The organism is Mucilaginibacter sp. (genome assembly GCF_965225845.1).
Taxonomy (GTDB): domain Bacteria; phylum Bacteroidota; class Bacteroidia; order Sphingobacteriales; family Sphingobacteriaceae; genus Mucilaginibacter.
In genome coordinates this window covers 2,128,669-2,152,463 of the sequence record NZ_CBDDBL010000002.1, presented here as the reverse complement: position 1 = coordinate 2,152,463, position 23,795 = coordinate 2,128,669, and the positions used below count along the sequence as shown (strand labels likewise).

The window sequence follows — 23,795 nt, the reverse complement described above, 5'->3', positions numbered from 1 at the left end:
GCTCTTTTTCAAATCATTTATTTAGGTTTGGCGACAGATAATGAAAGAAATAATGGTTTGGTATGAAGATGAAATAAAAAGATTAGAAAAAGTACGTGCAGAAATAACTATTGAGCCAGAAACATTATTTTATGGTAGTTCTTCCATTAGGTTATGGGGTTCGCTTTTTGATCACTTTAAAGAATATAAACCAATAAATCTTGGGTTTGGTGGCTCTACGCTTGCCGCCTGTACCTGGTTTTTTGATCGCGTAATGGCCGGTTATCAACCTAAAAGATTGGTTTTTTATGCAGGAGATAATGATCTCGGAGATGGGAGAAATCCGGAAGAAGTTTTTATTTTTTTCCAGGAGTTTACCCAGCGGGTAACAGAGAGGTTTAACGCATTACCCTGTTTTTTCATCTCATTAAAACCAAGTATTAACCGCTGGAGCTTGGCCGGTCAGTTTAAATATACCAATGAATTAATAGCAGCTGAAATAAATAAGAACCATCCGAATTGGCATTGGATAGACATTTCCGCGGCAATGCTTAACGCTGACGGTTATCCTAACGCGGAATATTATTTAAGCGATGGCCTGCATATGAGTGAAAAAGGCTATCAGATTTGGAAAAATGCTGTTAAAAGTGCTTTTAACGAATATATTTAATCGTTTTTTAATCAGTAGTTAATATACAACCGGGATATTCGGCAAAAATTAGGCATGTTATGAACAGGGAGTATCATCGTTGGTACAGTGACAAGCTTGGAAGAGACATGGAGCTGCTGACATTTGGTAATGCCGGTAAAGCTGTACTTTTTTTTCCGCCAAGAATGGGTCGCTTTTACGATTATGAGAACTGGGGTATAATTGCCGCCCTTGCCGACCGTATAAATAACGGTGAGTTACAGCTTTTTTGTGTAGATAGTATTGATAACGAGAGTTTTTATCGCCAGTGCTCTCACCCGGCCGATAGGATAAACCGCCATTTGCAATATGAACAGTATATCCTAAACGAAGTTTTGCCCTTTATGCGCATAAGAAAACCTGAAAACGATTTTGAAGTTGCCGGTTGTAGCATGGGGGCTTATCACGCGGCCAATATTGTTTTCAAATACCCTCAATTATTTAATAAATTGGTTTGCATGAGCGGCAGGTACGATCTTACCCGTTCAGTTCAATATTTTAGGGACTTGTTTGATGGTTATCATAATGAAAACATTTATTTTAATATGCCGCTGCAGTTTATGGCCAATATAAGCGAAGGGATATTATTAGATGCTATACGCAAACTTGATATCATGCTGGTTATAGGTGATACAGATCCTTTTAAGTACGATAACCTTGAATTTGATAATTTGCTTTGGAACAAGGGCATTGATCACCGCTTTTACACCTGGGATGGTTTTGCCCATACAGCGCGTAGCTGGAGAAAGATGGTGAAACTCTATCTTTAAATATATCGCGAACACATGGTTGCATGTTTTATAATAACCATTGATAAAAAGCCAGGTATCCATACGTCAACATACTTTTAAAACCAATAACGGTAGTAAATGTTATTAGTTTAGCATGAAAGAGATGATTGACATTGTTGCCGCCCATGATCAGGCCCTTAAGGCCGGTAAGAAGACAGCGCTTGCCACAGTTGTTTTGGTCGAAGGATCCGCATATAGGCGGGCCGGCGCAAGAATGTTGATCACCGAAGACGGCCAACTAACCGGAGCGATCAGCGGAGGTTGCCTTGAAGGTGACGCACTGCGTAAAGCGCGAATGGTTATCCTGCAACAAGAACCTCTTTTAGTTACCTATGATACAATGGATGATGATGATGCTAAATTAGGCGTAGGTTTAGGTTGTAATGGTATTATACATATTTTAATAGAACCAATTAATGATGAGGAAATAAACCCGATCAGTTTATTAAGGGCTGTAATTGCCTCAAAAGGTTACTCAGTTTTGGTTACTATATTTTCATTAAAGGACAGGAAAGCACCACAGCCCGGTTCATGTTTATGTTTGACCGACGGGCAGGAAATTTCGAAAGGATTAGATTTGCTGGATTATAAAAATGAATTGTATAATGTTGCAGAAAATGCATTATGCAGCCGTAACTCATCTATCACTACTTATAATAATCATACCGTATTTATCGAATGCATTAAACCGTTGATATCCGTGGTTATTTTAGGTGCGGGTAACGACGCCATACCGTTAACCAGAATGGCAGGAATAATTGGCTGGAATATAACGGTTGTTGACGGAAGGCCTAATTATGCTACTGTCGAACGCTTTCCGTCTGCCCAAAAAATAGTACTGGCCAGGCCGGAAAAAGTACTGAATAACCTGGTGTTGAATAAATGGACAGCTTTTGTGCTGATGACACATAATTATAATTATGAAATTGCATTTCTGAAAGAACTTTTGCCTTTACAACCCGCTTACATTGGTATTTTAGGGCCTAAAAAGAAGCTGGAACGAATGTTAGATGAGTTGGAGGAAGACGGTGCTGTTATAACAGACAAAAACCTGGAAGCTATTCACGGTCCTGTTGGTTTGGATATAGGTTCTGAAACATCTGAAGAAATAGCCTTATCAATTGTTGCTGAAATAAAAGCAGTATTTTCTGAAAGAAACGGACATCCGTTAAAATATAAAACAACTGTTATTCACAGCGCTTAAATGACAGCTTTAATCATACTTGCAGCAGGCGAATCAAGCAGGATGGGGCAGCCCAAACAAAATTTAATATTTAATGGCCTAACGCTTTTGCAGCTCGCTGTGGAGACGGGGATTAAATCAGCATGCGAACCTATTGTTGTTGTGCTCGGCGCTAACGCTGATAATATCTCATCACCAGCAAATGTTAAAACCATTTATAACAAACATTGGAAAGAGGGGATGGCATCTTCCATAAGGTCGGGTATTAATGAAATTATGAAAGATGAAATGGTTGACAAAACCATTATCCTGTTATGCGATCAGCCTTTTGCAGATGAAAAATTACTGAGTAACCTGGTATCAAAACAAGCGGAAACGAATAAATTGATAATTGCCAGTGAGTATAATGGCATAGCAGGGGTGCCGGCATTATTTGAAAGGGCAATATTTAACGATTTATTAAAGCTGCAAGGGCATGAGGGCGCAAAAAAAATTATTCAAAAGAATACCCAATTTGTTGATTACATCCCATTTGAAAAGGGGAGTATCGATATTGACACTCCCGAGGATTATGAAAGATTAAAATTATTAAACGATTAGCTTATCCGGCGTGATAGGTAAATCCCTAACACGTTTTCCAGTGGCATTATAAATCGCATTTGCAATCGCTGCTGCCATACCTGTAACACCAATTTCTCCAATGCCTCTTGCGCCGATGGGAGAAATGAACGGGTCCGGTTTTTCAATAAATTGCACATCAATTTCCGGAATATCTGCATGTACCGGAACAAGATATTGCGCTAAGTCGCGTGTCACTAAACGGCCATTATTTGGATCGTATTTTGTTTCTTCCATCAAAGCCATACCCATGCCGAATAAAATACCCCCCATTATTTGATTAGTTGCGGTTTTTAAATTCATTACAGTTCCGATGTCCATAACACTGGAGATTTTTTCCACTCGAATAGTCCCCAAGTCAGGATCAACTAAAACCTTAGCAAACTGAGCGCCGAATGAATGGAAAACATAATCCTTTCGGTCTGTTTTTTCATCGGCTTGTACAGCCGCATTGGTTTTACTTTCCGCTTCTATTTTCGCTTCGGGGCTTCCATCAGGCGCAGGCGAGGACTGCTGCTGCTGGCGCGTTGAGACATCAGTTTTAGCACTTGCTTCAATTTTATCCATGCCTTTACGGCTTAGTATAGCCATAAAAGATTCACCTTTATTGGCGTTATCCTTCAGTTGGATGTGGCCATTATTAGCAATAATATCTTCTTCTTTTTTACCAAACAGGGGTGACTTTGGATCAGCGATAGCAATTTTAACTACTTTACTTACAGCACCCAAAGCGGCAGCTCTAATTGGAGGCCCGACACTTGCTGACACCTGTGAGCCGCCTGATTGCGCTCCTTTAGGATAAGAACTACTACCTAATTTAACATTTACTTTATCAACGGGCAGCCCAAAAGCATCAGCAGCCACTTGGGTCATAACTGTATAGGTGCCTGTGCCAATATCCTGCGTACCACAAAGTATTTCAGCGTGCCCGTCAGCAAATAGGGTTGCTTTGGCTGATGAAGCGCTCCTGTTAGCCGGATAAGTAGCGGTAGCTACGCCATAGCCAACTAATAAATTGCCTTGTTTGGTTGTGCCAGGCTCAACGTTGCGATTACTCCAGCCAATAGCTTCAGCGCCACGCTGATAGCATTCTTTTAAATATTTTGATGAGAATTGCTTTTTCTTTTGCTCATCCATATCAGAATGGTTTAATATCCTGAGTTGAACGGGATCCATTTTTAATTTGCTGGCTAATTCATCCATAGCAACTTCAAGCGCATACATCCCAACTGATTCCCCGGGCGCGCGCATAGGGCATGGAGTTCCACGGTTAAGTCGTACCAGGCTATGTTTAACTTCAACGTTAGGGCTGCTGTAAATCATGCTGGTGGCAACGCCGGCTGTTTCAACAAATTCATCTACAAATGATGTTTCCGAAATGGTATCATGCTTAATAGATGTCAATTTACCATCAACGCCTGCGCCTAAGCCAATTTTTTGCTGTGTTTGCGTACGCCTGCCTGCGGCAGAAAACACCTGCTGCCTTTTCAACTCGATCTTTACCGGGCGGTTAAATTGCTTGGCGGCCATTGGCGCCAATAAGGTGTTCGCCCATGTAAATCCTTTCGACCCGAAACCACCGCCAATATATAAAGCATATACCTGCGTATTTTCCTTAGGGACACCCAATATTGTTGATAACAATCCCTGTACACCCATCACAGATTGCGTAGCGTCGTAAACAGTTAGCTTATCACCATTCCACTCAGCAATCGTAGCATGTGGCTCCATAGCATTATGGCTGTAAACAGGGGTAGTATAAGTTTCATTGGTGGTAATTGCGGCGGATTTCATTGCAGCATCAGCATCTCCACGTTTTTCCTGGGTTTTTGCGCCACCCAATCCCGAACCCGGTTGATAAGCAGTAGCAAAATTAGCTTCGAATCCTACAACAGGTTTTTGTTCTTCGTAAGTTATTTTTATTACTGCCGCAGCTTGTTCTGCTTGTTCCGCGGTTTCGGCAACTACTACGGCAACATATTGCCCGCCGTAAAGCACACGATCATTTTGCAATGGTAGCAAATCTTTTTCAGCGAATTTTCCGCTGCCGGGGTCTGAACCCGATGGCGAGTGCAACATCATGCAGTTTTCGCTTGTCATTACACCAATTACTCCGGGCATTTTTTCTGCCTGTTGTATGTCTATATCTTTAATACGGCCTTTAGTGACAGTACTTAAAACCGGCGCACCATAAGCCAGGTTTTTAATTTGATACTCGGCAGCGTAAGTTGCAGCGCCGGTAACTTTTAACCTGCCGTCAACGCGGTCTATCGGTTTTCCAAGTGATTCGTTCATGACATGCCCTCCGCTGTTTTTAAAGCACGTACCAGAGTACGTTTAGCCAGTTCAATTTTAAATGCGTTATCTTTAAATGGTTTGGCACCTGCCAAAGCAATATCAGCGGCTTTACGATAAGTTTGCGCGTTTGCAGGCGCTCCGATCAAAGCTTGTTCCGCAGCTATAGTGCGCCAGGGTTTGGTACCAACGCCTCCTAATGCAATTCTCGCCCCTTTAATTTTTCCGCCCTCAACATCCAGCGCTACCGCAGCCGAAGTCAAAGCGAATTCATATGATGCCCGGTCGCGCACTTTTAAATAATGTGATTTATTAGCGAACGATAATGCAGGGATCTCCACGTGCGTAATGAGTTCATCCTGGTGCAAATTGTGCTCAATATTCGGCGTTTGTCCCGGCAATAAATGAAAATCTGCGAATGATATAGCACGTGTACCCTTAATCCCTTGTATATGGATAATTGCACCTAAGGCTGCCATAGCAACGCACATATCTGATGGGTGTGTAGCAATACATTTGTCGCTTGTACCCAAAACCGCATTCATGCGATTAAATCCGGAAATGGCAGCACATCCCGAACCCGGCATTCGTTTATTACAGGCAAAATCGGTATCATAAAAATAAGGGCAGCGTGTGCGTTGCATTAAGTTGCCGCCGGTTGTGGCCATGTTTCTTAATTGCGGGGATGCGCCCGCTAATATAGCTTCTGAGAGTACCGGGTATTTTTTAATGATTGTTGGATGATAAGCCAGATCGCTGTTTTTAACCAGCGCGCCAATTCGGATACCGCCGTTTTCAAGCTCCTCAATTTTATAAAGTGAAAGTTTGTTGATATCTATTACCTGTTTAGGGTTTTCGATATTTAGTTTCATCAGATCGAGCATATTGGTGCCGCCTGCTATAAATTTGGCTTCGTTTGTGCCCGCAGCGCGAATTGCTGCCTGGTTATCGTGTGCCCTAATGTATCTGAATGGTTGCATAGTTCAGGGTTTAAGCGTTTTGAACTTCTTTTATGGCTGCCACAATATTTTGATAAGCGCCGCATCTGCAAATATTGCCGCTCATCAGCTCTTTTATCTCAGCATCTGTTTTGGCATGGCCTTCTTTAACTAATCCTACTGCTGAACAGATTTGCCCCGGAGTGCAATATCCACACTGAAAACCATCATGTTTTAAGAAGGCTTCCTGCATAGGGTGCAACTGGTCGCCATTGGCAAGGCCTTCAATAGTGGTTACTTGCGCTCCTTCGCACATTGCAGCAAGGTGCAGGCATGAGTTAATCCGCCTGCCATCAAGCAAAACGGTACAGGCGCCGCATTGGCCATGGTCACATCCTTTTTTAGTGCCAGGCAAATGCATTTTTTCACGCAGGGCGTCAAGTAAAGTTACACGTGTGTCAAGCGTTAATGTTTTTTGGCTGCCATTAACCATCATTGTAACGTTTATTGGCTCTGCAGGCAAAGCCTCATTATCAGGTAATACGCCTGTCGCTTTCGAAAGCAACGGTGCCAATTGCAAACCAGCGCTTACAAATCCAACCTGGCCCAAAAACTGTCGCCGGGTTGTGCCACCTTTGGGGCTATCTTTATCTTTGGATGAGTTGTCCATATTCTCCATTGTGCTATTGATTACTTTAAGAACACTTCTTATAAAGCAAATGTTTAATTTATAATGAAATAATTATACGCTTAGGCTGCTTTAACTATCAATAAGTAAAATGTTTACTTTTGAGCGATGAAAGGCATCCCGGTACATGCATTAAAGGATAAATCCAGTATTGGTTTAGAGCTTAAACGCTTTGAAAATGGCGATCTTCCCCGCGAAGATCAAAAGGCATTAGAAGCCCACCGGGATGACCACTATATATTTTTTGTACTTAAAAGCGGTTCCGGATCTCTGCTGATCGATTTTAACCGGGTTTGCATAAAGGCTAGCAATTTGTATTATGTGTTACCAACGCAGGTGCACAATCGTATTCAAAATAAAGAGGTTGATGGCTGGTTCCTTGCTATTGATACCGCGTTGATTCCACCTGAATGCAGGAATGTGTTTGAAAGCAATTTGCTTTTACAGCAACCTTATTTAATGAGCGAAATTCAGCTCAACCAATGTCATAATTTGTTGGCTTTACTCTATGAGAAATATAACGAGGATAGTTCCGATCCTTTTTATGTACCGGTAGTTCACGCCTTGTTACGCTCTTTCTTAGCCATTGCTGCAGGTTGTTACAGTGGTTATTCTGGTATGGATTTGAAAGTATCACGACCGGCACAACTCACACGTCAATTTAAAAACCTGCTTGTTGCTGAATTGCGATGCGTCAAAAGTCCCGCTGAATATGCGGCCAAACTAAATGTATCAGAGTCCTATCTAAACGAATCACTCAAAAAAATGACAGGCTTCCCTGTAAGTTATTGGATACACCAGGAAATAATTATGGAAGCCAAGCGCCTGCTATACTACAGTCATCTTACCGTAAAAGAGATAGCTCACGCCCTGGGTTATAATGATCACTCTTACTTTTCCCGTATCTTTCGCAAAGTGACAGGTATATCTGCTATAGCTTTTCGTGAGCAATACCGCAAATAGTCCTATCATTAAGCGGAAGCAGCTATTTCATCAGCTTTAAAAAGCCGGTTTATTTGCGCCATCAAAATTTATACTAATGGAAACCGGTTTCAGAAAGTGGATCATCGTTGTCACCATCATCACCTCTACAATTATTGAGCTGATAGATACGACCATTGTCAACGTATCCATCAATACCATGAGCGGTAATTTAGGCGCTTCGTTAGAGGATACAGCCTGGGTGATCACATCATACGCCATAGCCAATGTTATTGTAATACCAATGACCAGCTTTTTAGCTGAAAAAATTGGCAGGAAACAATATTACATAGGTTCAATCTTATTATTCACCTTGGCATCTGCTCTGTGCGGCTTCTCGCATAATTTATGGGAGCTTGTTGCGTTTCGGTTCTTCCAGGGTATTGGTGGTGGTGCTTTGTTATCCACCTCACAATCCATTCTATTTGAGACATTCGCTCCAAAAGATCGCGGTACAGCAAGTGGAATATTCAGCTTGGGTATCATTATTGGTCCATCCATAGGACCTGTTATGGGTGGTTATATTGTTGATAATTTATCATGGCAATGGATCTTTTATGTAAATATTCCTATCGGTTTAATGGCAGCGCTGTTATCTTTCATCTATCTTAAACCTACAAAAAGATCGGTAGACGGGCGAAAGATTGACTGGCTTGGTATCTTTCTGCTCGCAGTTGGTGTGGGGGCGTTGCAGGTAGTTTTGGAACGCGGGGAAACTGACGACTGGTTCTCGGCAGCGTATATTGTTGTACTGACTATTATTTCTGTCATTTGCCTGAGCACATTAATTTGGTGGGAATTGAAGATCCCATTCCCTGTAATAAACCTTCGGGTGTTGAAAAGCACCACGTTATCCATTTCCGCCATCATGACCTTTGTTTTGGGCTTTGGTTTGTTCAGCGCAGTATTTGTGTTCCCATTGTATTCGCAGCGAATCATTGGCTATTCCGCATTCCAAACGGGCACTATGCTATTGCCGGGGACACTAATGGCAGCCATGATTTCACCATTTTTAGGCAAGATGCTGCAAAGCGGTATCCGCCCGCAATATTTAATCATTTGCGGATTCGGTTTATCGGCCATGTTTGGTTTTATGATGTCGGGTTCGAATTTAGAAACCGGCAGCGCTTACTTTTTTATCCCGCTTGTTTGCCGGGGATTAGGTGCGGCATTACTTATTGTACCGTTAACCGCATTGGCTGTATCTGAGCTTAAGCCTGCAGAAATACCGCAAGGCGCAGCCCTTAATAACATGATGCGGCAAATGGGAGGGTCATTTGGTATCGCGCTGATCAATACTTATATTGCGCAACGTGCTGCAGCTAACCGCACATCGCTTATCAGCCATGTTACTGCATCTGACACGCAAACCATAATGCGGCAGCAATCCTTTATTCGCAATTTTATGGCTCATGGTTCCACTTATCTGCGCGCGGTGCAACAATCCCTTGGTGCGCTGGAAAATACTGTAGTAAGGCAAACTTTTTTAATGAGTTATATGGATGCATTCCTGCTGCTGGCTATTTTAAATGCAGGTTGTATACCTTTAGTTTTAATGACCATAAAAAAACGAAAAGCGGTAAAAGCGGGAAAAGTAACACTCCCGGATGCGCATTAATAATATTATTTATGAGTGCTTTTCCATGCCCAATATACCAAAACCGGTTGGAATAGTAACCTTGCAAAGCGTTTCTCATTAGTATTAAGCCCAAATGCAGAACGGTGATACATGAATTGCGAAATATTACCTGGAAATACCGCGGTGAAAAATCCGGCAGCTACCACTCCTATAGTTTTTTTATATTTCTTCGGAGTTACCACAAGGGCGGTTCCCAGCGCAATCTCTGCAATTCCTGAATAGATTACAATTTCATCTTTTTCCAAAGGTACCCAATCCGGCACCTGGGCACGAAACTCCTTTCTGGCAAAGGTTAAATGGCTAATTCCGGCAAATATCAAAGCACCTCCTAACAATATTCTGGCACCGGTTTTAATCGTTTCGTTTTTCATATACAACTAACAGCATAGCTAATTATTTGTTGATTAAATAAAAAGTTACTTTATTGAAAAAAACTTTTTTATGTTTTTAATTAAAAAAGGTTAATCTATAATTAATGTAATTAGATTATTGGCTTGATAATTGTTTTTAGATGACTAAAAAAGTTATGAGTACTTTGTTTGTAGTGGATGATAACGAGATGGATCAATTTATAATAAAGTTTAACCTTGTAAAACATCCTGTTTTTAACAAGGTATCTTATTATAATAGCGGCCTTCCATTAATTGATTATTTGGTCAAACATCAGAATAACACTGAACACTTACCTGACGCGATATTTCTGGATTTAAGTATGCCCGAGTATGATGGATGGGAAGTTTTAGATGCATTGGCTTCAATTTATCCAATGTTGTCAAAAAAGATCAATGTGTACATTGTATCGGCATCAATATTTAATAAAGATATTAATCGTGCTAAGGATTATTATTTTGTTAAAAACTTTATTTCCAAACCCTTTACCAGCGATAACCTGATCTCCATTTCAAGAGACATTGTTAGCCAAACGGCTTAATTAGTTTCTTAGAAAAAAGAAAAGGCCGCTCTTTTATAAAAGAGCAGCCTTTTCTTTTTAAGAACTTTTAGTTACTTATTTTGCAACTTCTTCTTTTGCTTTAGGTGCAGCTGTTTTTGCAGCTTTAGCTTTAGGTGCAGCTTTTGTTTCTGCAGCCGGTTTAGCTTCTACAGTTTTTTTTACAGTAGCTTTAGCCTCAGTGGCTTTTGTTTCTTCTTTTATAGCGGCAACTGGTTTGGTGGGTTTTTCTGAAGGTTTTACTGCTAAAGTTGCTTTAGCAGTTTTAGCTTCTTTAACTTTTTCTGCTGCTGCAGGTTTAGCTATTTTTAATTCTTCAGATATTTTTTTTGCCAGTTTTTTTGACTTTTTCTGGAACTTTTTGGCCAGTTTACTTTCGTCCTGTCCAAAATTTGTGGCTATTGCTTTTACTGTTGCAATAATGCGTTGTTGTATATCCAGTTTCGCGGATTTGCGGGCCGACTTAACGGGTGATTGTTGTTTTGGCTGTTTCATAAATTTTTGTGCAACAAATGTATAGGAATATAATGTGAAGTTAATATTATATTTATGTTAAGTATGCAGATAGGGCTTAACATGAACAAAAAGCACAGAATGAATCCAAAGTTGTTTTTATTAGTCTACGTTATAAAACATACGATTTTATAATATCGCCCGGATTAGGCATCAGCTATAATAAACTATCTTTGCGGAAAAAACACAATACACCGCATGTTAGAAATCTTATTCAGGGATGAACATCTAATCGCTATCAATAAACCGCACGACCTTTTAGTTCATCGTTCGTCAATTGCAGCTGATGTAGATGAGTTCGCCCTGCAAATGCTGCGCGACCAAGTAGGGCAATGGGTAAACCCGGTTCATCGGCTGGACAGAAAAACTGCCGGCGTTTTATTATTTGCCTTTAATAAAGATGCTGAAATAGCGATGCATCAGCAATTTGCCGAAAATAAAGTGCAGAAGAAATATTTAGCTATCGTACGCGGTCATACGCCTGATAGCGACGATATTGATTATCCGTTACGAAAGGAAAATGGCACTTTACAGGATGCTTTCACCAGTTATAACACTTTACAACGTGCCGAAATTGATGTGCCATTAGGTTCGCATCCAACATCGAGATATTCCATGATAGAGGTTACACCTTCGACAGGCAGAATGCACCAGATCAGGAAGCATATGGCACATATCTCTCACCCAATAATTGCAGACCGTACCCATGGATGCAATAAGCAGAACCGTTTTTTTAAAGCCAACTGGGAAATGACAACTATGTTGCTCCATGCGTCAAAACTATCATTCATACACCCTGTTACCGGCAATGTTGTAAACATTACGGCAGAATTACAACCTGAATTTAAGCGGGTTATGCAATTGGTGGGCTGGTAAAGGCCTCAGCCTAAACAAAAGAATTTATACTACGTTATTTATAAATGAATACTACTTTACAATACGCTTTTAATTTAAACGGTAGCGAGCAAAATGTCACTATTACAAACGACACCAAAATACAATCAGACGAATTTGTTTTAAGTAAAGGCGAACTTTTACTGGGTGATATGAAGTTTGAACAGGATTACTGGATATACAATGGCTTATGTGAGTTTACCCGCGACGAGTTGATTGCCATAGCTGATTTTATAAAGGTTAACCAGGAAAGTTACCTGCCCCATAGCAATAATTGATCTTTAGGTTCGCAAAAAATCCTGTTATATTTATCCCGTAATCATACCGCGAAATATATAATTACATGGACGAGATAGAGGACTTTTCAGAAAAAATTCATGAGCAAAGTGATGAACACGCGCATGAAATATTACACTATGGCGAGGATAAGGAAAAGTGGGTAATGTACGTTGCCCTATCTACAGCTGTGATTGCTGTTTTAGCCGCTATAACAAGCCTTTTGGCCGGCAACCATGCCGATGATGCTATGTTAACCCAGATCCATGCATCAGATCAATGGGCTTTTTACCAGTCGAAAGGCATTAAGGCTGAATTGTTAAGTTCGACTGATCATATGCTTGTAATTTTGGGGAAACAATCTGATACTGTCGATAATAAAAAGATCGCCCAATACAAGCAACAGCTAAAGGAGATCATGCAAAAAGCTACCGAGTACCAAAGGGAATCGGATACGCACGTTGAACGGCATGATGTGCTGGCCCGTGGGGTAACGCTTTTCCAGGCATCTATAGCTATCGGCGCTATATCAATCATCACCCGGCGAAAGCCTTTGTGGCTCGTAAGCCTAAGCTTTGCGGCTATCGGTTTATTCTTCCTGTTGCAGGAGCTTTTCTTTTTGCATTACTAATTAAGTTTATTTCGCGCAGCTTGTAATTGTTACCTTTGCATTATAAGCAAGGCAAATGATAAAACAGGTACTGGAGAATTTAAAGATAAGCGCGCTAAACGAAATGCAGCATGCCGCGTTGAATGCTGATAAACGTAGCGACATTATTCTGCTTGCTCCAACCGGTTCCGGTAAAACGCTTGCCTTCCTTGTACCTTTGTTGGATAGTTTGGATGCTAATATCCCATTTGTACAGGCGCTGATATTAGTACCCTCGCGCGAGCTTGCTTTACAGATAGAACAGGTTTTTAAAGCCATGGGCAATGGCATCAAGGTGAATTGCTGCTATGGTGGCCACTCTACCAAAATTGAAAGAGATAATTTATCCCAACCGCCGGCTTTGCTTATTGGTACTCCGGGGCGAATAGCCCACCATTTAAGGCGCGAAACTTTTAGTGCCGATAAAATTCATACGCTGATATTGGATGAGTTTGATAAAGCGCTTGAATTTGGCTTTCAGGATGACATGTCGTACATTATTAAACAACTAAGATCATTAAAGAAACGCGTGCTTACTTCTGCTACACAGATGCAGGATATCCCGGCGTTTACTGGCATAAAGCATCCTATCGAACTGAATTTTCTTCGCAATAAATCAAATGTGCCCGATCTTAAGCTAAAAGCGGTTATAGCAGATGCGGCTGATAAGCTTGATGTGTTATTTTCTTTAGTTTGCAAGATAGGTAACGAGGCTACCCTAATCTTCTGTAATCACCGCGATGCAGTGGAACGAATAAGCGAATTGTTGTGGCATCAGGGCTTGGTACATGATATTTTTCATGGCGGAATGGAGCAGGAAGACAGGGAACGCGCATTATTAAAATTCAGGAACGGCAGCCATCGCTTATTGATCACCACTGATCTGGCATCACGCGGCTTAGATATTCCGGAAATCGAACATATCATCCATTATCAATTGCCGCATAGTGAGGAGGCTTTTACGCATCGTAACGGGCGTACAGCTCGTATGCACGCCAAAGGGACATCTTATTTAATACTTGCGCCTGATGAGCTGCCTTCGTATTTAAAAACGTTGCCGGAGATAGAGGAACTGCCCGCTAATAATACCCTGCCAAGGTCAACTCCGTGGGAAACCCTATATATCGCCGCAGGTAAAAAGGATAAGGTAAACAAGATAGACATTGTAGGCCTGTTACTGAAAAAAGGTGAACTGGAAAAAAACGATGTTGGCTTAATAGAAGTTTTAGACCATACATCCTATGTAGCCGTGAAAAGTAATAAGATAGTAAAGGCGGTTAACTTGATAAAAAACGAGAAAATAAAAAATAAAAAGGTTAAAATTGAAATCTCAAGATAAATAACATATGAGCAACAATGATATTATGAAAAAACTTAGGGTAGCCCTGAAGTTTACTGATGATGACATTATTGAAGTTTTACAACTCGCTGATTTCAGAATAACAAAAACTGAATTAGGAGCGATTTTCCGTAAAGAAGACCATCCAAATTTTAAGCCATGCGGCGACCAGATTCTGCGTAATTTTTTAAATGGATTGATTATTTACAAACGCGGGCCCAAAACAGATTAATGCTCTGGGCTGCTGGTTGAAACCAATTTTAACTGGCCGCTTTTTATTTCGCGTTGCTGCTCTAATGTGAATGATTGCCTGCCGCCGAAATCCTGCACCCAATACTTATGATTTTCGGCAACGCCAACCTCTTTAAATTGGGGATTCAGTAAATTTTTACAATGCCCCGGGCTTTTTATCCAGCCGTTCATTACCTCGTTAATATCATTTTGCCCAAAAGCAATATTTTCGCCGATCGCGAAACTCTTGAACCCTTTAAAAATGTATCCTGCAAAAACAATCCGATCTTCCATGCTTCGGCCATCCCTGCTGGTATGGCTGAAATAATTATTGTTCGACATGTCCCAGGCGTGTCCTTGCGCTGCTTTTTCCAAATTATCATTCCAGGTCAATGGCGGAGCAGGAGGCATATAAATTGTGCCGCATGTGCAACCTGTTTCTCTTACGTGGTTTATCTGCTTTAAAAATTCGTGCTTAAATTCCGGTGTACCTGTTTGCTGGCTATAAACTTTGCTTGACAGGAACAATACCATAAACAAACAGCTTAAAATCAATCTTCTCATATCGTAGTATGACTGTAAAAAACCGCAGAAGTTTAATTTGATCTTATTTGCTTTTGCGTTGTTTATAAAGAAAGATTATAAACATTGATATGAGTACGATTGCTATGACCAGTACTATAATAAGGCTATTCTCTTTGCTGAGTTTGCTTTGTAAACGCGCCTGTTGCTGGTTAAGTATAATTTTTTTTTGCGTTGGATAGAGTCGGTTGCGGCGACTATTTTCATATCATTACCACGAGTGATGCTGTCAATTATGGCATCGTGCCTTTTTAGGGCAATGTCTGCTTTGGTATATAGCTTCATATTATTATAAAGCGTAACGTAACCCATCTGCACATCTGATTCGGTTTTTGACAGGTGATTTGCTGATGAAAGTTTTAATGCCTCATTCAAATCACGCATAGCAAGAGTGTAATCTTTTATATCGGTTTTTATAAGCGCTAATTCTAATAACGACGATATGATATTCGGAACATCATTTTTAGCACGTGCCAGCGTATTAGATTGTAAAATAAACCATTTTGCCTGGCTAAACTTCTTTTCTGAACGGTATACCTTTGCTAAATTATCAAAGCTTGTACGCAAGCCCGTAGTATCATTATACCTGGAATAATAATGGATAGCTTGTAAGGTATAAGCAATTGCGTTTTCCTGGTATATATATCTTTTCCTTTTGCTGATTATAGTATCGTAATTAAGATAAGTACCGGCAATCTGTGTATATAAAGGTGCTTTTAATGAGTCGCTGGTTAAAGCAACTTGTTGTTTAAGGCTATCGATGTTTACCGGTGTTGCTGATAATTTCGCTATGCCTAAGAGTATGAAAGCTGATATTGTAAGTAGTATCTTCATAAAACGGAACCTAAATATATTTACTATATTCAAATAACATGCCCGTTTATAATATAATTAACTCTGCTTTATATATGGCAAATATTATGAGTTAAATGGCTGGTAGTGAGACGAAAATGTTGATAACTATTTTGTTTTCCCACATGCGAGTATGAGAGTGGAAATAAGATAGTACTAAAATTAGTACAGTATTTGTAAAATATAAAAACTAACTAATCACAGCCTCGTATCTGTTCAAAAGTCGATCAATAAACTTACTGCGGATAATAAGATTAAATAGATTAATACCTATTGTAGCGGTGATTATTCCGGCAATAACATCAACTACATAGTGATGACTTGCATATACTGCCGTGAACCATATGCCCATCATTACCAGGATAAATATAGCGTTAACCCATTTTAAACGATTCTTGAAACCATAATATACCACGATAACAGGATATGCAGAATGCAGCGACGGCATAGCCGCAAAAACATTTGAACCTTTTGCGTAGATAGATTTGAAAAGATTGATATGAAAATAGGTATCGAATTTAGCAAGTCCGCCAGTGTTACCCATTGTTAGGGGATGGAAGGTAAAGCCATGTATTTGCACATACCATGGCGGTGCCGCGGGATACAAGTAATATACAACAAACCCTAATAGGTTGACCAACAAAAAAGTGAATGCAAAATATAAAAATTGTCTTCTGTTCCTGAAAAACAAATATGCGGCGAATGAAAGCGGCACAGGTATCCAGCATAAATAAAACAAGCCGGTAACAATGGTTAAAAAGTTAGTGCCTTTTATGCGCAGGTATTCATTTGGGGTTAGGGTTTTTCCGTTTACATTAATACCGAAAATATGCTTTTCGAAGTTGTAAAGGTCGGCGATATGAACTGTAGAATAATTATAATTGGGGAAGGCCTTCATATAATCGAAGATCACCCAGTAAAAAATAAAGATTGAAAAACCCAGTATAAACTTGCGGGTAATAGCCGACAAGTAAAACATGATATTAAATATGAATACCAGCGTAAGCTGATCGGATTTATACCCTACCATGTAAGATGATAGCAAAAGATACGCGACAGAAAGCAGCGAAACAATTACTATTGACTTGAAATTTACTCTAATGCTATTGTCAATAGCCCCCATTGTGCTATTTTTTTATAAAATCTGAACGGAATATTTTATCCCATAGGGGTGAACTTACACCATAACCTTTTGCGGGGTCCTGGTAATGGTGAAGCATGTGGTGTTGTTTGATCTTTTTCCAGATAATTCCTTTAAAATTAAAATGATGTATAGCATAATGCGATATGTCATAAAAAAGGTAACCTAAAATAAAGCCCGGGAAAAAAGCGAAAATGGTATTAACAGGTAATATCGCCTTAAATAAAAAGAAAAATCCTGTAGCTAATGGAATACTAACCGAAGGTGGTAATACAAGCCTTTTGGCATCACTCGGGTAATCATGGTGAACGCCATGAAAGATAAAGTGCAAACGCATGGCCCACGGTTTATCCGGTGGCATGTAATGAAATACAAAACGGTGCATTACATATTCAACAAAGGTCCAGATGAATAAGCCAAGTGCAAACATTTCAAAAAAAGAAATTATGCCGATTGAAAGTTCAAAGCACTTGTAAATGCAAAAGCCAATAACAGGGATAAAAATAAATAGGGGCACAGTGAAGTGGACTTTTGACAAGCCCTCCAACAGGTCGCTTTTAAACATCCTTACTGATTCCTCTGAATTGGATACAAATTTTTTTGCCATAGTGCATCAGGGTTTAAAATGGTAAAATTTCTCTGCCTGTTTATAAAACTTATTAATCAATGTTAAGTTAACCTTAAAAAATTAACCGGTTACAATTCTACTAAAGTTTTTTTGAAGTATAAACGCTTTGGTTAATTATTGCTAAGATATGATATTTTACAATGCTCTTATTTATCAACGTGATAAATGAATTTATCGCATAACTTATTTGTTGTTTTTTTCCATCTCTTCAATGGACTTTTTTGATCCCATTAACCTGTTGTAAGCTGTAATATTGGTTAATATGGCCATCACTGTAATTGGTATGGTGAATATAGACATGGTTTCAAAAACATGGAATTTGATGCCGGGTACATATAGTTTATAATCACCGCCAATATATAAAGAAGCAACACCACAAATAATAGCGAACACCCCTGTCGTAATAACACGTTCGGGGCGTTGCATTAACCCGCCGCTACATTCAACACCCAGTCCTTCGGCACGGGCACGTACATAACTCACCATCATTGATCCCATAAGGGCAATAAAGGCGAAAATTGAGCTAAGGAAATAGTGGTGTGCAACAAGGTAATAACATATTCCCAAAAACATGATCTGTTCGCTGTATCTATCTAAAACAGAATCATATAAGGCGCCAAAGGTTGATTTCATGTTGCCTAAACGTGCAACCTGTCCGTCAAGCATATCAAATAAACCTGCAAATAAGATCAAAGCACCAGCCCAGCCTACATAAGTAAGATCGCCGCGGTTACCTTTTTCGCCACCAATAATAAATATTATGGCTACACCAACATTCAACACGAAACCAATAGTGGTTACTGCATTAGGTGTCAGGCCCAATTTTATCAATACCTTAACAAAAGGATCAATAACCTTGTAAATACCTAATTGAATGTTTTTGCGAGCTGAGGTTTCTTGTGCCATTATTTATAATATAATGTTAGGTTGTTTTATTTAAAAATCAAATTGAACTAATACACGTACACCAAATTTAGCAACGTCCGGGTTATCTAAATAAGTAAAGCGCCTAACAAAGTCTACGCGAACAAATTTAAATATATTTTCTATACCAACACTGGCTTCAATATACGGTGTACTTCCTAAAGAATAAGTGATTGGCCTTCCGTCAGGATAAACTGGATACTGGTATAAATTAGCGTGTAAATATGGATTATTTTCCGGACTAACGCCGCCCCATATACCTTTAAATGATGCCACTTCGCGCCATTTTAATTTTTTCAGCAACGGGATCTTGTTAAAAAAGAACCCCTGGAAATGCTGGTCGATATTTATACTTTCATAATGGTCGCCCACAAACTCTAAAAAGTTCATCAAGTTGTATGAGTAAAGATCATAAGCATACGTCTGATTCGCACGAAAGATATTTAACAAAGGGTAAGGCACTTGCCCGAATATATGCCCGGCTTCAACCCTTACGTCTGCAAAACCAAACTGTGAATTGTAAAACCGTTTATCAATTTGGGCATGTAGTTTTTGGTAAGAGTAGCTGCTGCTAAATACATTCTTAAAACCCTGCGTATAATCAAGCTCAAAAACAGGGAACGCGTTAGGGATTGGTATACGATATATTTTACCCTGGTAAAATTGCTCACCCGGCGCATAGCGTAATTGTAAATTAGCTTCAGATGTGGTCAGGTCCTGTATATTTGTCAGATTGTTATTCTGTTCAGTTAAGAACGATAATGAACCGGCAGGGGATTGTGTGCGATTTGTAAATGTTAAATTATACGAAAAGTGGCTATCAAACTCGTGAACATAGTTCAACCGGTAAAAATCATTATACAGGTATTTGTCATTATTACCACGTTTAAATGACAGCAAAAAGTTGTCCTCCTGTACAAATTGTAAATCTTCGCCCGGTATAGTTACATCCTTTTGATAACTTGCCCGGATGTAATCCTGCGGAAATTTGTAAATAGATTTATCGTTTAATGAGTAAGTAGCGCTTAAAAAGTACTTCCACTTTTCATCTTTAAATCCATAGGCCGCGTAAGTCTCAAAATAGTACCTTGTGCTAAGCTGCGGTGTAGTTCTGCCACCTACACGCAATCGTAAGCCTTCAACAGGATTAAAGCTGTAAAATGTGTTAGCAGGCCCAACTTCAAACCAGCCAAAACCTTTATAACCGGCTAATAGTATAGTCGCGATATCTGTAAGCCGTTTAAACGACGGCATGTTTCTTAAACTATCGGTATTTTTATAAACTTTGGATTCAGCAGTAGTTAAGGTATCTAATCGGTTTTGGCTCCAATACTGATCGCTTCTACTTGATGAATTTTCTAATTCAGTAACCTCATTACCAGCGTAAACGCTATCAGGTTGCTGCACATTTATTTTATAATCGTTAAATGTAACCGTCCTGGTGCCATACAAACCACCATCTTTGTTTTTATTAAATCCAAAGTCAGCTATCATGCTGTTTTTACTCAAATGATAACGTCCGTCCGGATTTTTTTCAAAAGTAAGGTCGACATGCAAATCTTTTACAAAGTTTAGATTAATGTTTTTATTGGCATACAGCCTTGCTTTTTGAACCGCGTAATTACCATCAAGCGTTACGTAAATTTTACCCATAAACAGTAAGTCTGTAGTATTACGAGGGGTAAAACTTAGCTCAACCACTTTTTTGCCGTCAACTTGAATCGTATCTGTAATAAAATACTTGTAAAATGTTGGGCCACTTACAGCAATTGGGCTAAGGAAGTTGTTCGTCATTAAAAATATGCTGTTTTGATAAATATCAATATCGGCATACATGTGCTTAAAATATTGGCTAACACCATCCGCGTCTACAGCGGCGCCAAAGTCAACCTTTTTTTGTGCTATGATATCAGTTTTTGTTTTCGATGGCGATTTGCGGTAATATACCTGGGCTAATTTCTCATCGAGATACACGGGAAGCAATGATTTACCGGGAACAGATGTGCTATCGCGATTATCAATAATGAACTTATATTTTTGAAAAAATTTTCTATCTGAAAACTTATCTGAAACGTTAGCGAAAGAGAATACCATTTTATCGTATTCCTTATATTGAACATAGTTATAGGAAGAAGGACGATTTGCTTCTTTATGGGCTATTACCTGCCTTATCAATTCCACCGCCGGGTTGTCCTTATTACGGTACTTAGGTTTTTTACCTGCGCGAATTGTAACTGTACTTAAAGTTTGTGCTTGGGGGAATATCCTGGCGTTCACGGTTTGTGTTTGGCCGGCAACCACTGGTAAAACCGCATCTTTATAACCCACAAATGATATCCTGATATGATCAACACTTTGGGTAGTACTTATGCTGAATTTTCCGTGATCGTCGGTATTGGCACCGATAGAAGTACCGGCAAATGTAACTGTAACATAGGACAATGGCCTTTTAGTACTGGCATCGTTTACGGTTCCGTTTACTACTGTAGTAGTTTGCCCAAACAAGGTGTTGGCAAACATCAGAAGGAATGTTAAAAAAGAAAATTTCTTAAGTAAGTGTTTATATTCCATGTATTTAATGCAATTCAGCAATACAATTTTTGTTTTAAAAATTAGCTATTTGTTTAAGAAATTTCTAATGATTAACGTTTTATAAATTGATATTGATATTTAGAAATGAATTGAGTTACGATTTTAACTAACTATCAGTTTTAAATAATACTATCAAATCAATTCTGTATTATTTCTGGATGCAAAGTTAATTAATCGCTTGATTAATTTGTAAATTAACTTATTGTAAAGTGTAGTTAAAAGGTCAAAAAATCTTTAGAGTGATATTTCTTAACGCTCTCGATATTTGACTATGCGAATACGAACCGTTTTTGTAACATGTAGTTATAGAATATACCTACTGTAACAGCCACTATGATTTTTGATATAAAATAACTGATACCACAGTAATGGGTTATGATAAACACTCCGGAAGTTGTTAATAATAAATTACCGCTCCAGGTTATCAGATACTTCACCAGCTGAACGGGCACTTTTTTATGCCTGCCATCAAAAACCCAACGCCTGCCTAAACCAAAATTTGTTGCACCACCCACAAATGTGCCTATAAAACTGGCCGCAACATACCAAATGCCCAGGAACTCTTTGCAAATTACAGTTGTAAGCAAATCGGCTCCTGTTGAAATAATGGAGGAAGCCTGGGCTTTAATAAAAGTTGACATTAAAATAGTTTAAACGCTACAACGGCCTGCATTAGCACGTTAGTATATACACCGGCAAGCACATCATCGGCCATAACACCCCATCCGCCGCGGAAATGCTCCATTTTACGTATATAAAGCGGTTTTGTTATATCAAAGAACCGGAATAATATTAATGCGCATAACACATATTTTACATTAACCGGTAAAAAAAGCAAGCCGATACACATTCCGGCTACTTCATCAATCACCACACGCTGATGGTCTTTTCCCCATAGGGGTTCAACCACATTACCTGCCCATACTCCTAAAGCAGTAATGAGCAGGGTAATTATAACTGATAATAATAAGGGTGGATAACCACCAGCCCAACATAGGTACCAGCAAATGCAACACGCAACAGCAGCAACTGTTCCGGCGCCTTTGCCAATATACCCAATGCCCAGGCTGGTGGCACTCAGTTTAAAAAATAACATTCCTATAAAACGTCAACCAGGTCCTGGTAGTAATCTAAGCCCAGGTGTGTGATCAAATCTTCGCCCATAATGTGTCGTAGAGTATTTTGCAGTTTCATTAGTTGTTTAAATATATCGTTCTCTGCAGGCAAACCCGGTGCGGTTTGAGGCGATTTTAAATAGAATGATAACCACTCCTGAACGCCGCTCATGTTTGCACGTTTAGCCAAATCAATAAACAAAGCTAAGTCGAGTGCAATTGGCGCTGCTAAAATAGAGTCGCGGCACAGGAAGTTGATCTTGATCTGCATTTTGTAGCCTAACCAGCCAAATATGTCGATGTTGTCCCAGCTTTCTTTGTTGTCACCGTGAGGCGGATAATAGTTAATCCGTATTTTATGATACAGATCGCCATATAACTCAGGGTTTCTTTCAGGTTGAAGAATATCTTCCAGTACACCTAATTTTGAAACTTCCTTGGTTTTAAAGTTATCCGGATCATCCAAAACCAAACCATCGCGGTTACCTAATATGTTTGTAGAGAACCAGCCAGATACGCCCAATGAACGTGCAGCCAGGCCCGGTGCAAGTATAGTTTTCATTAAAGTTTGGCCTGTTTTAAAATCTTTACCAGCAATCGGCGTATTGGTCCGTTTTGCAAGCTCAACCAAAGCAGGGGTATCAACTGTTAAATTTGGTGCACCGTTAACATACGGGATGCCCATTTTTAAAGCAGCGTAAGCATAGATCATGCTTGGAGAAATCAGCTTATCATCATCTAACAAAGCTTGCTCAAAAGCCTCAACAGTTTCGTGAATTGCTGAAGTTTCGTAATAAATCTCAGTTGATCCGCACCAGATCAAAACTATACGGTCGCAACCATTTTTTTCTTTAAAATTTTTAATGTCCTGCATCACCTCTTGAGCAAGCTCATATCGGGTACCGGTTTTAACGTGTGTGCCTATCAGGTTTTTAGCATAGTTTTTATCAAAAGCAGCCTTCATGGGTACAATTGCTTCCAAACCATCTTTTACTTTGTTTAACAAGCTTTCTTCAAGCACTTTAGCGTGCATGGCAGCTTCGTAAACGTTATCTGAGTAAACATCCCATCCACCAAAAACAATATCGTTCAAATCAGCAATTGGTACAAACTCTTTAATTTTAGGGTTACGGTTTTCCGTTCTTTTACCTAAACGAATTGTTCCCATTTGCGTTAGAGAACCTATTGGTTGTGATACACCTTTCTTTACAGCTTCAACACCGGCAATCAGTGTAGTAGCTACTGCGCCTAATCCCGGTATTAAAATTCCCAGTTTTCCTTCGGCAGGTTGAATGTTACTTTTCATTTAC

26 protein-coding genes are annotated in these 23,795 nt (G+C 39.5%); 12 read left to right on the top strand and 14 right to left on the bottom strand.

The features are described from left to right. Positions 1–40 precede the first annotated feature (40 nt). The 4 genes from ACYZ0U_RS13720 to ACYZ0U_RS13705 all read left to right on the top strand — a co-directional run bounded on the left by ACYZ0U_RS13720 (position 41) and on the right by ACYZ0U_RS13705 (position 3,241). Positions 41–649, top strand: a complete 609-nt coding sequence (locus tag ACYZ0U_RS13720; RefSeq protein WP_461453105.1) for a GDSL-type esterase/lipase family protein — start codon at positions 41–43, stop codon at positions 647–649. A 59-nt stretch (positions 650–708) separates the two neighbouring features. Then, positions 709–1,437: an esterase family protein gene (locus tag ACYZ0U_RS13715; RefSeq protein WP_461453104.1), complete on the top strand. Its 729-nt coding sequence runs from the start codon at positions 709–711 to the stop codon at positions 1,435–1,437. Positions 1,438–1,552: 115 nt separating this feature from the next. Further along, positions 1,553–2,662, top strand: coding sequence for an XdhC family protein (locus ACYZ0U_RS13710; protein ID WP_461453103.1), 1,110 nt, complete (start codon positions 1,553–1,555; stop codon positions 2,660–2,662). Continuing rightward, entirely contained in the window at positions 2,663–3,241 is a 579-nt protein-coding gene (locus ACYZ0U_RS13705; protein WP_461453102.1) for a nucleotidyltransferase family protein, read from the top strand. It begins immediately after the preceding gene. Here ACYZ0U_RS13705 and ACYZ0U_RS13700 read toward each other — a convergent pair. Genes ACYZ0U_RS13700 through ACYZ0U_RS13690 form a run of 3 tightly spaced genes read right to left on the bottom strand, consistent with a single transcriptional unit; the run spans position 3,230 to position 7,171 of the window. Next, positions 3,230–5,554, bottom strand: a complete 2,325-nt coding sequence (locus tag ACYZ0U_RS13700; protein WP_461453101.1) for a xanthine dehydrogenase family protein molybdopterin-binding subunit — start codon at positions 5,552–5,554, stop codon at positions 3,230–3,232. The two genes, ACYZ0U_RS13705 and ACYZ0U_RS13700, sit on opposite strands and share 12 nt — an antisense overlap. Then, positions 5,551–6,534 carry an FAD binding domain-containing protein gene (locus ACYZ0U_RS13695; RefSeq protein WP_461453100.1) on the bottom strand — a complete coding sequence of 328 codons (984 nt, stop codon included), beginning with the start codon at positions 6,532–6,534 and terminating at the stop codon, positions 5,551–5,553. Before ACYZ0U_RS13695 ends, ACYZ0U_RS13700 begins: the two co-directional genes overlap by 4 nt. 10 nt (positions 6,535–6,544) lie before the next feature. Further along, complete coding sequence (locus tag ACYZ0U_RS13690; protein ID WP_461453099.1) at positions 6,545–7,171, bottom strand: 2Fe-2S iron-sulfur cluster-binding protein; 627 nt, start codon at positions 7,169–7,171, stop codon at positions 6,545–6,547. Positions 7,172–7,288: 117 nt separating this feature from the next. Here ACYZ0U_RS13690 and ACYZ0U_RS13685 point away from each other — a divergent pair, with 117 nt between their 5' ends. Continuing rightward, positions 7,289–8,143, top strand: a complete 855-nt coding sequence (locus ACYZ0U_RS13685) for a helix-turn-helix domain-containing protein (protein WP_461453098.1) — start codon at positions 7,289–7,291, stop codon at positions 8,141–8,143. A 76-nt stretch (positions 8,144–8,219) separates the two neighbouring features. Beyond that, positions 8,220–9,779 carry a DHA2 family efflux MFS transporter permease subunit gene (locus ACYZ0U_RS13680; protein WP_461453097.1) on the top strand — a complete coding sequence of 520 codons (1,560 nt, stop codon included), beginning with the start codon at positions 8,220–8,222 and terminating at the stop codon, positions 9,777–9,779. 5 nt (positions 9,780–9,784) lie between these two features. Here the strand turns inward: ACYZ0U_RS13680 and ACYZ0U_RS13675 are convergent, their stop codons facing one another. Next, positions 9,785–10,171, bottom strand: a complete 387-nt coding sequence (locus tag ACYZ0U_RS13675; protein ID WP_461453096.1) for a DoxX family protein — start codon at positions 10,169–10,171, stop codon at positions 9,785–9,787. A gap of 140 nt (positions 10,172–10,311) precedes the next feature. Here ACYZ0U_RS13675 and ACYZ0U_RS13670 point away from each other — a divergent pair, with 140 nt between their 5' ends. Continuing rightward, positions 10,312–10,731, top strand: a complete 420-nt coding sequence (locus ACYZ0U_RS13670; protein WP_461453095.1) for a response regulator — start codon at positions 10,312–10,314, stop codon at positions 10,729–10,731. Positions 10,732–10,806: 75 nt separating this feature from the next. Here the strand turns inward: ACYZ0U_RS13670 and ACYZ0U_RS13665 are convergent, their stop codons facing one another. Continuing rightward, a complete protein-coding gene (locus ACYZ0U_RS13665; protein WP_461453094.1) occupies positions 10,807–11,244 on the bottom strand; it encodes a hypothetical protein in 438 nt (145 codons plus the stop codon). A gap of 216 nt (positions 11,245–11,460) precedes the next feature. Between ACYZ0U_RS13665 and ACYZ0U_RS13660 the strand changes: the two genes are divergently transcribed. The 5 genes from ACYZ0U_RS13660 (at position 11,461) to ACYZ0U_RS13640 (ending at position 14,652) form a co-directional block, all read left to right on the top strand. Next, positions 11,461–12,138 (top strand): pseudouridine synthase, encoded by a 678-nt coding sequence (locus ACYZ0U_RS13660; protein WP_461453093.1) that lies wholly within the window; start codon positions 11,461–11,463, stop codon positions 12,136–12,138. A gap of 44 nt (positions 12,139–12,182) precedes the next feature. Then, a complete protein-coding gene (locus ACYZ0U_RS13655; RefSeq protein ID WP_461453092.1) occupies positions 12,183–12,434 on the top strand; it encodes a hypothetical protein in 252 nt (83 codons plus the stop codon). Positions 12,435–12,499: 65 nt separating this feature from the next. After that, complete coding sequence (locus tag ACYZ0U_RS13650) at positions 12,500–13,063, top strand: DUF4337 domain-containing protein (RefSeq protein ID WP_461453091.1); 564 nt, start codon at positions 12,500–12,502, stop codon at positions 13,061–13,063. Positions 13,064–13,118: 55 nt separating this feature from the next. Further along, the gene (locus ACYZ0U_RS13645) at positions 13,119–14,420 is read left to right on the top strand and encodes a DEAD/DEAH box helicase (protein ID WP_461453090.1); all 1,302 of its coding nucleotides are present in this window, start codon (positions 13,119–13,121) and stop codon (positions 14,418–14,420) included. Between the two features lie 25 nt (positions 14,421–14,445). Beyond that, positions 14,446–14,652 carry a DUF1456 family protein gene (locus tag ACYZ0U_RS13640; RefSeq protein ID WP_461453089.1) on the top strand — a complete coding sequence of 69 codons (207 nt, stop codon included), beginning with the start codon at positions 14,446–14,448 and terminating at the stop codon, positions 14,650–14,652. On the opposite strand, the gene ACYZ0U_RS13635 is transcribed toward ACYZ0U_RS13640, so the two are convergent. From ACYZ0U_RS13635 to ACYZ0U_RS13595, 9 genes are all read right to left on the bottom strand, one after another. Beyond that, the gene (locus tag ACYZ0U_RS13635; protein WP_461453088.1) at positions 14,649–15,215 is read right to left on the bottom strand and encodes a CAP domain-containing protein; all 567 of its coding nucleotides are present in this window, start codon (positions 15,213–15,215) and stop codon (positions 14,649–14,651) included. The genes ACYZ0U_RS13640 and ACYZ0U_RS13635 overlap by 4 nt on opposite strands. A gap of 114 nt (positions 15,216–15,329) precedes the next feature. Further along, positions 15,330–16,067: a hypothetical protein gene (locus ACYZ0U_RS13630; RefSeq protein WP_461453087.1), complete on the bottom strand. Its 738-nt coding sequence runs from the start codon at positions 16,065–16,067 to the stop codon at positions 15,330–15,332. Between the two features lie 208 nt (positions 16,068–16,275). Further along, a complete protein-coding gene (locus ACYZ0U_RS13625) occupies positions 16,276–17,115 on the bottom strand; it encodes a phosphatase PAP2 family protein (RefSeq protein WP_461453086.1) in 840 nt (279 codons plus the stop codon). Between the two features lie 97 nt (positions 17,116–17,212). After that, positions 17,213–17,833 (bottom strand): sterol desaturase family protein, encoded by a 621-nt coding sequence (locus ACYZ0U_RS13620; RefSeq protein ID WP_461453085.1) that lies wholly within the window; start codon positions 17,831–17,833, stop codon positions 17,213–17,215. A 204-nt stretch (positions 17,834–18,037) separates the two neighbouring features. Beyond that, positions 18,038–18,760, bottom strand: coding sequence for a CDP-alcohol phosphatidyltransferase family protein (locus ACYZ0U_RS13615; RefSeq protein ID WP_461453084.1), 723 nt, complete (start codon positions 18,758–18,760; stop codon positions 18,038–18,040). A gap of 30 nt (positions 18,761–18,790) precedes the next feature. Next, positions 18,791–21,298 carry a DUF5686 and carboxypeptidase-like regulatory domain-containing protein gene (locus ACYZ0U_RS13610; protein ID WP_461453083.1) on the bottom strand — a complete coding sequence of 836 codons (2,508 nt, stop codon included), beginning with the start codon at positions 21,296–21,298 and terminating at the stop codon, positions 18,791–18,793. 341 nt (positions 21,299–21,639) lie between these two features. Continuing rightward, a complete protein-coding gene (locus tag ACYZ0U_RS13605) occupies positions 21,640–22,011 on the bottom strand; it encodes a GtrA family protein (RefSeq protein ID WP_461453082.1) in 372 nt (123 codons plus the stop codon). Next, positions 22,011–22,466 (bottom strand): phosphatidylglycerophosphatase A family protein, encoded by a 456-nt coding sequence (locus ACYZ0U_RS13600; RefSeq protein ID WP_461453081.1) that lies wholly within the window; start codon positions 22,464–22,466, stop codon positions 22,011–22,013. Before ACYZ0U_RS13600 ends, ACYZ0U_RS13605 begins: the two co-directional genes overlap by 1 nt. A 2-nt stretch (positions 22,467–22,468) precedes the next feature. Further along, positions 22,469–23,791 carry an inositol-3-phosphate synthase gene (locus tag ACYZ0U_RS13595; RefSeq protein WP_461453080.1) on the bottom strand — a complete coding sequence of 441 codons (1,323 nt, stop codon included), beginning with the start codon at positions 23,789–23,791 and terminating at the stop codon, positions 22,469–22,471. Positions 23,792–23,795 lie beyond the last annotated feature (4 nt).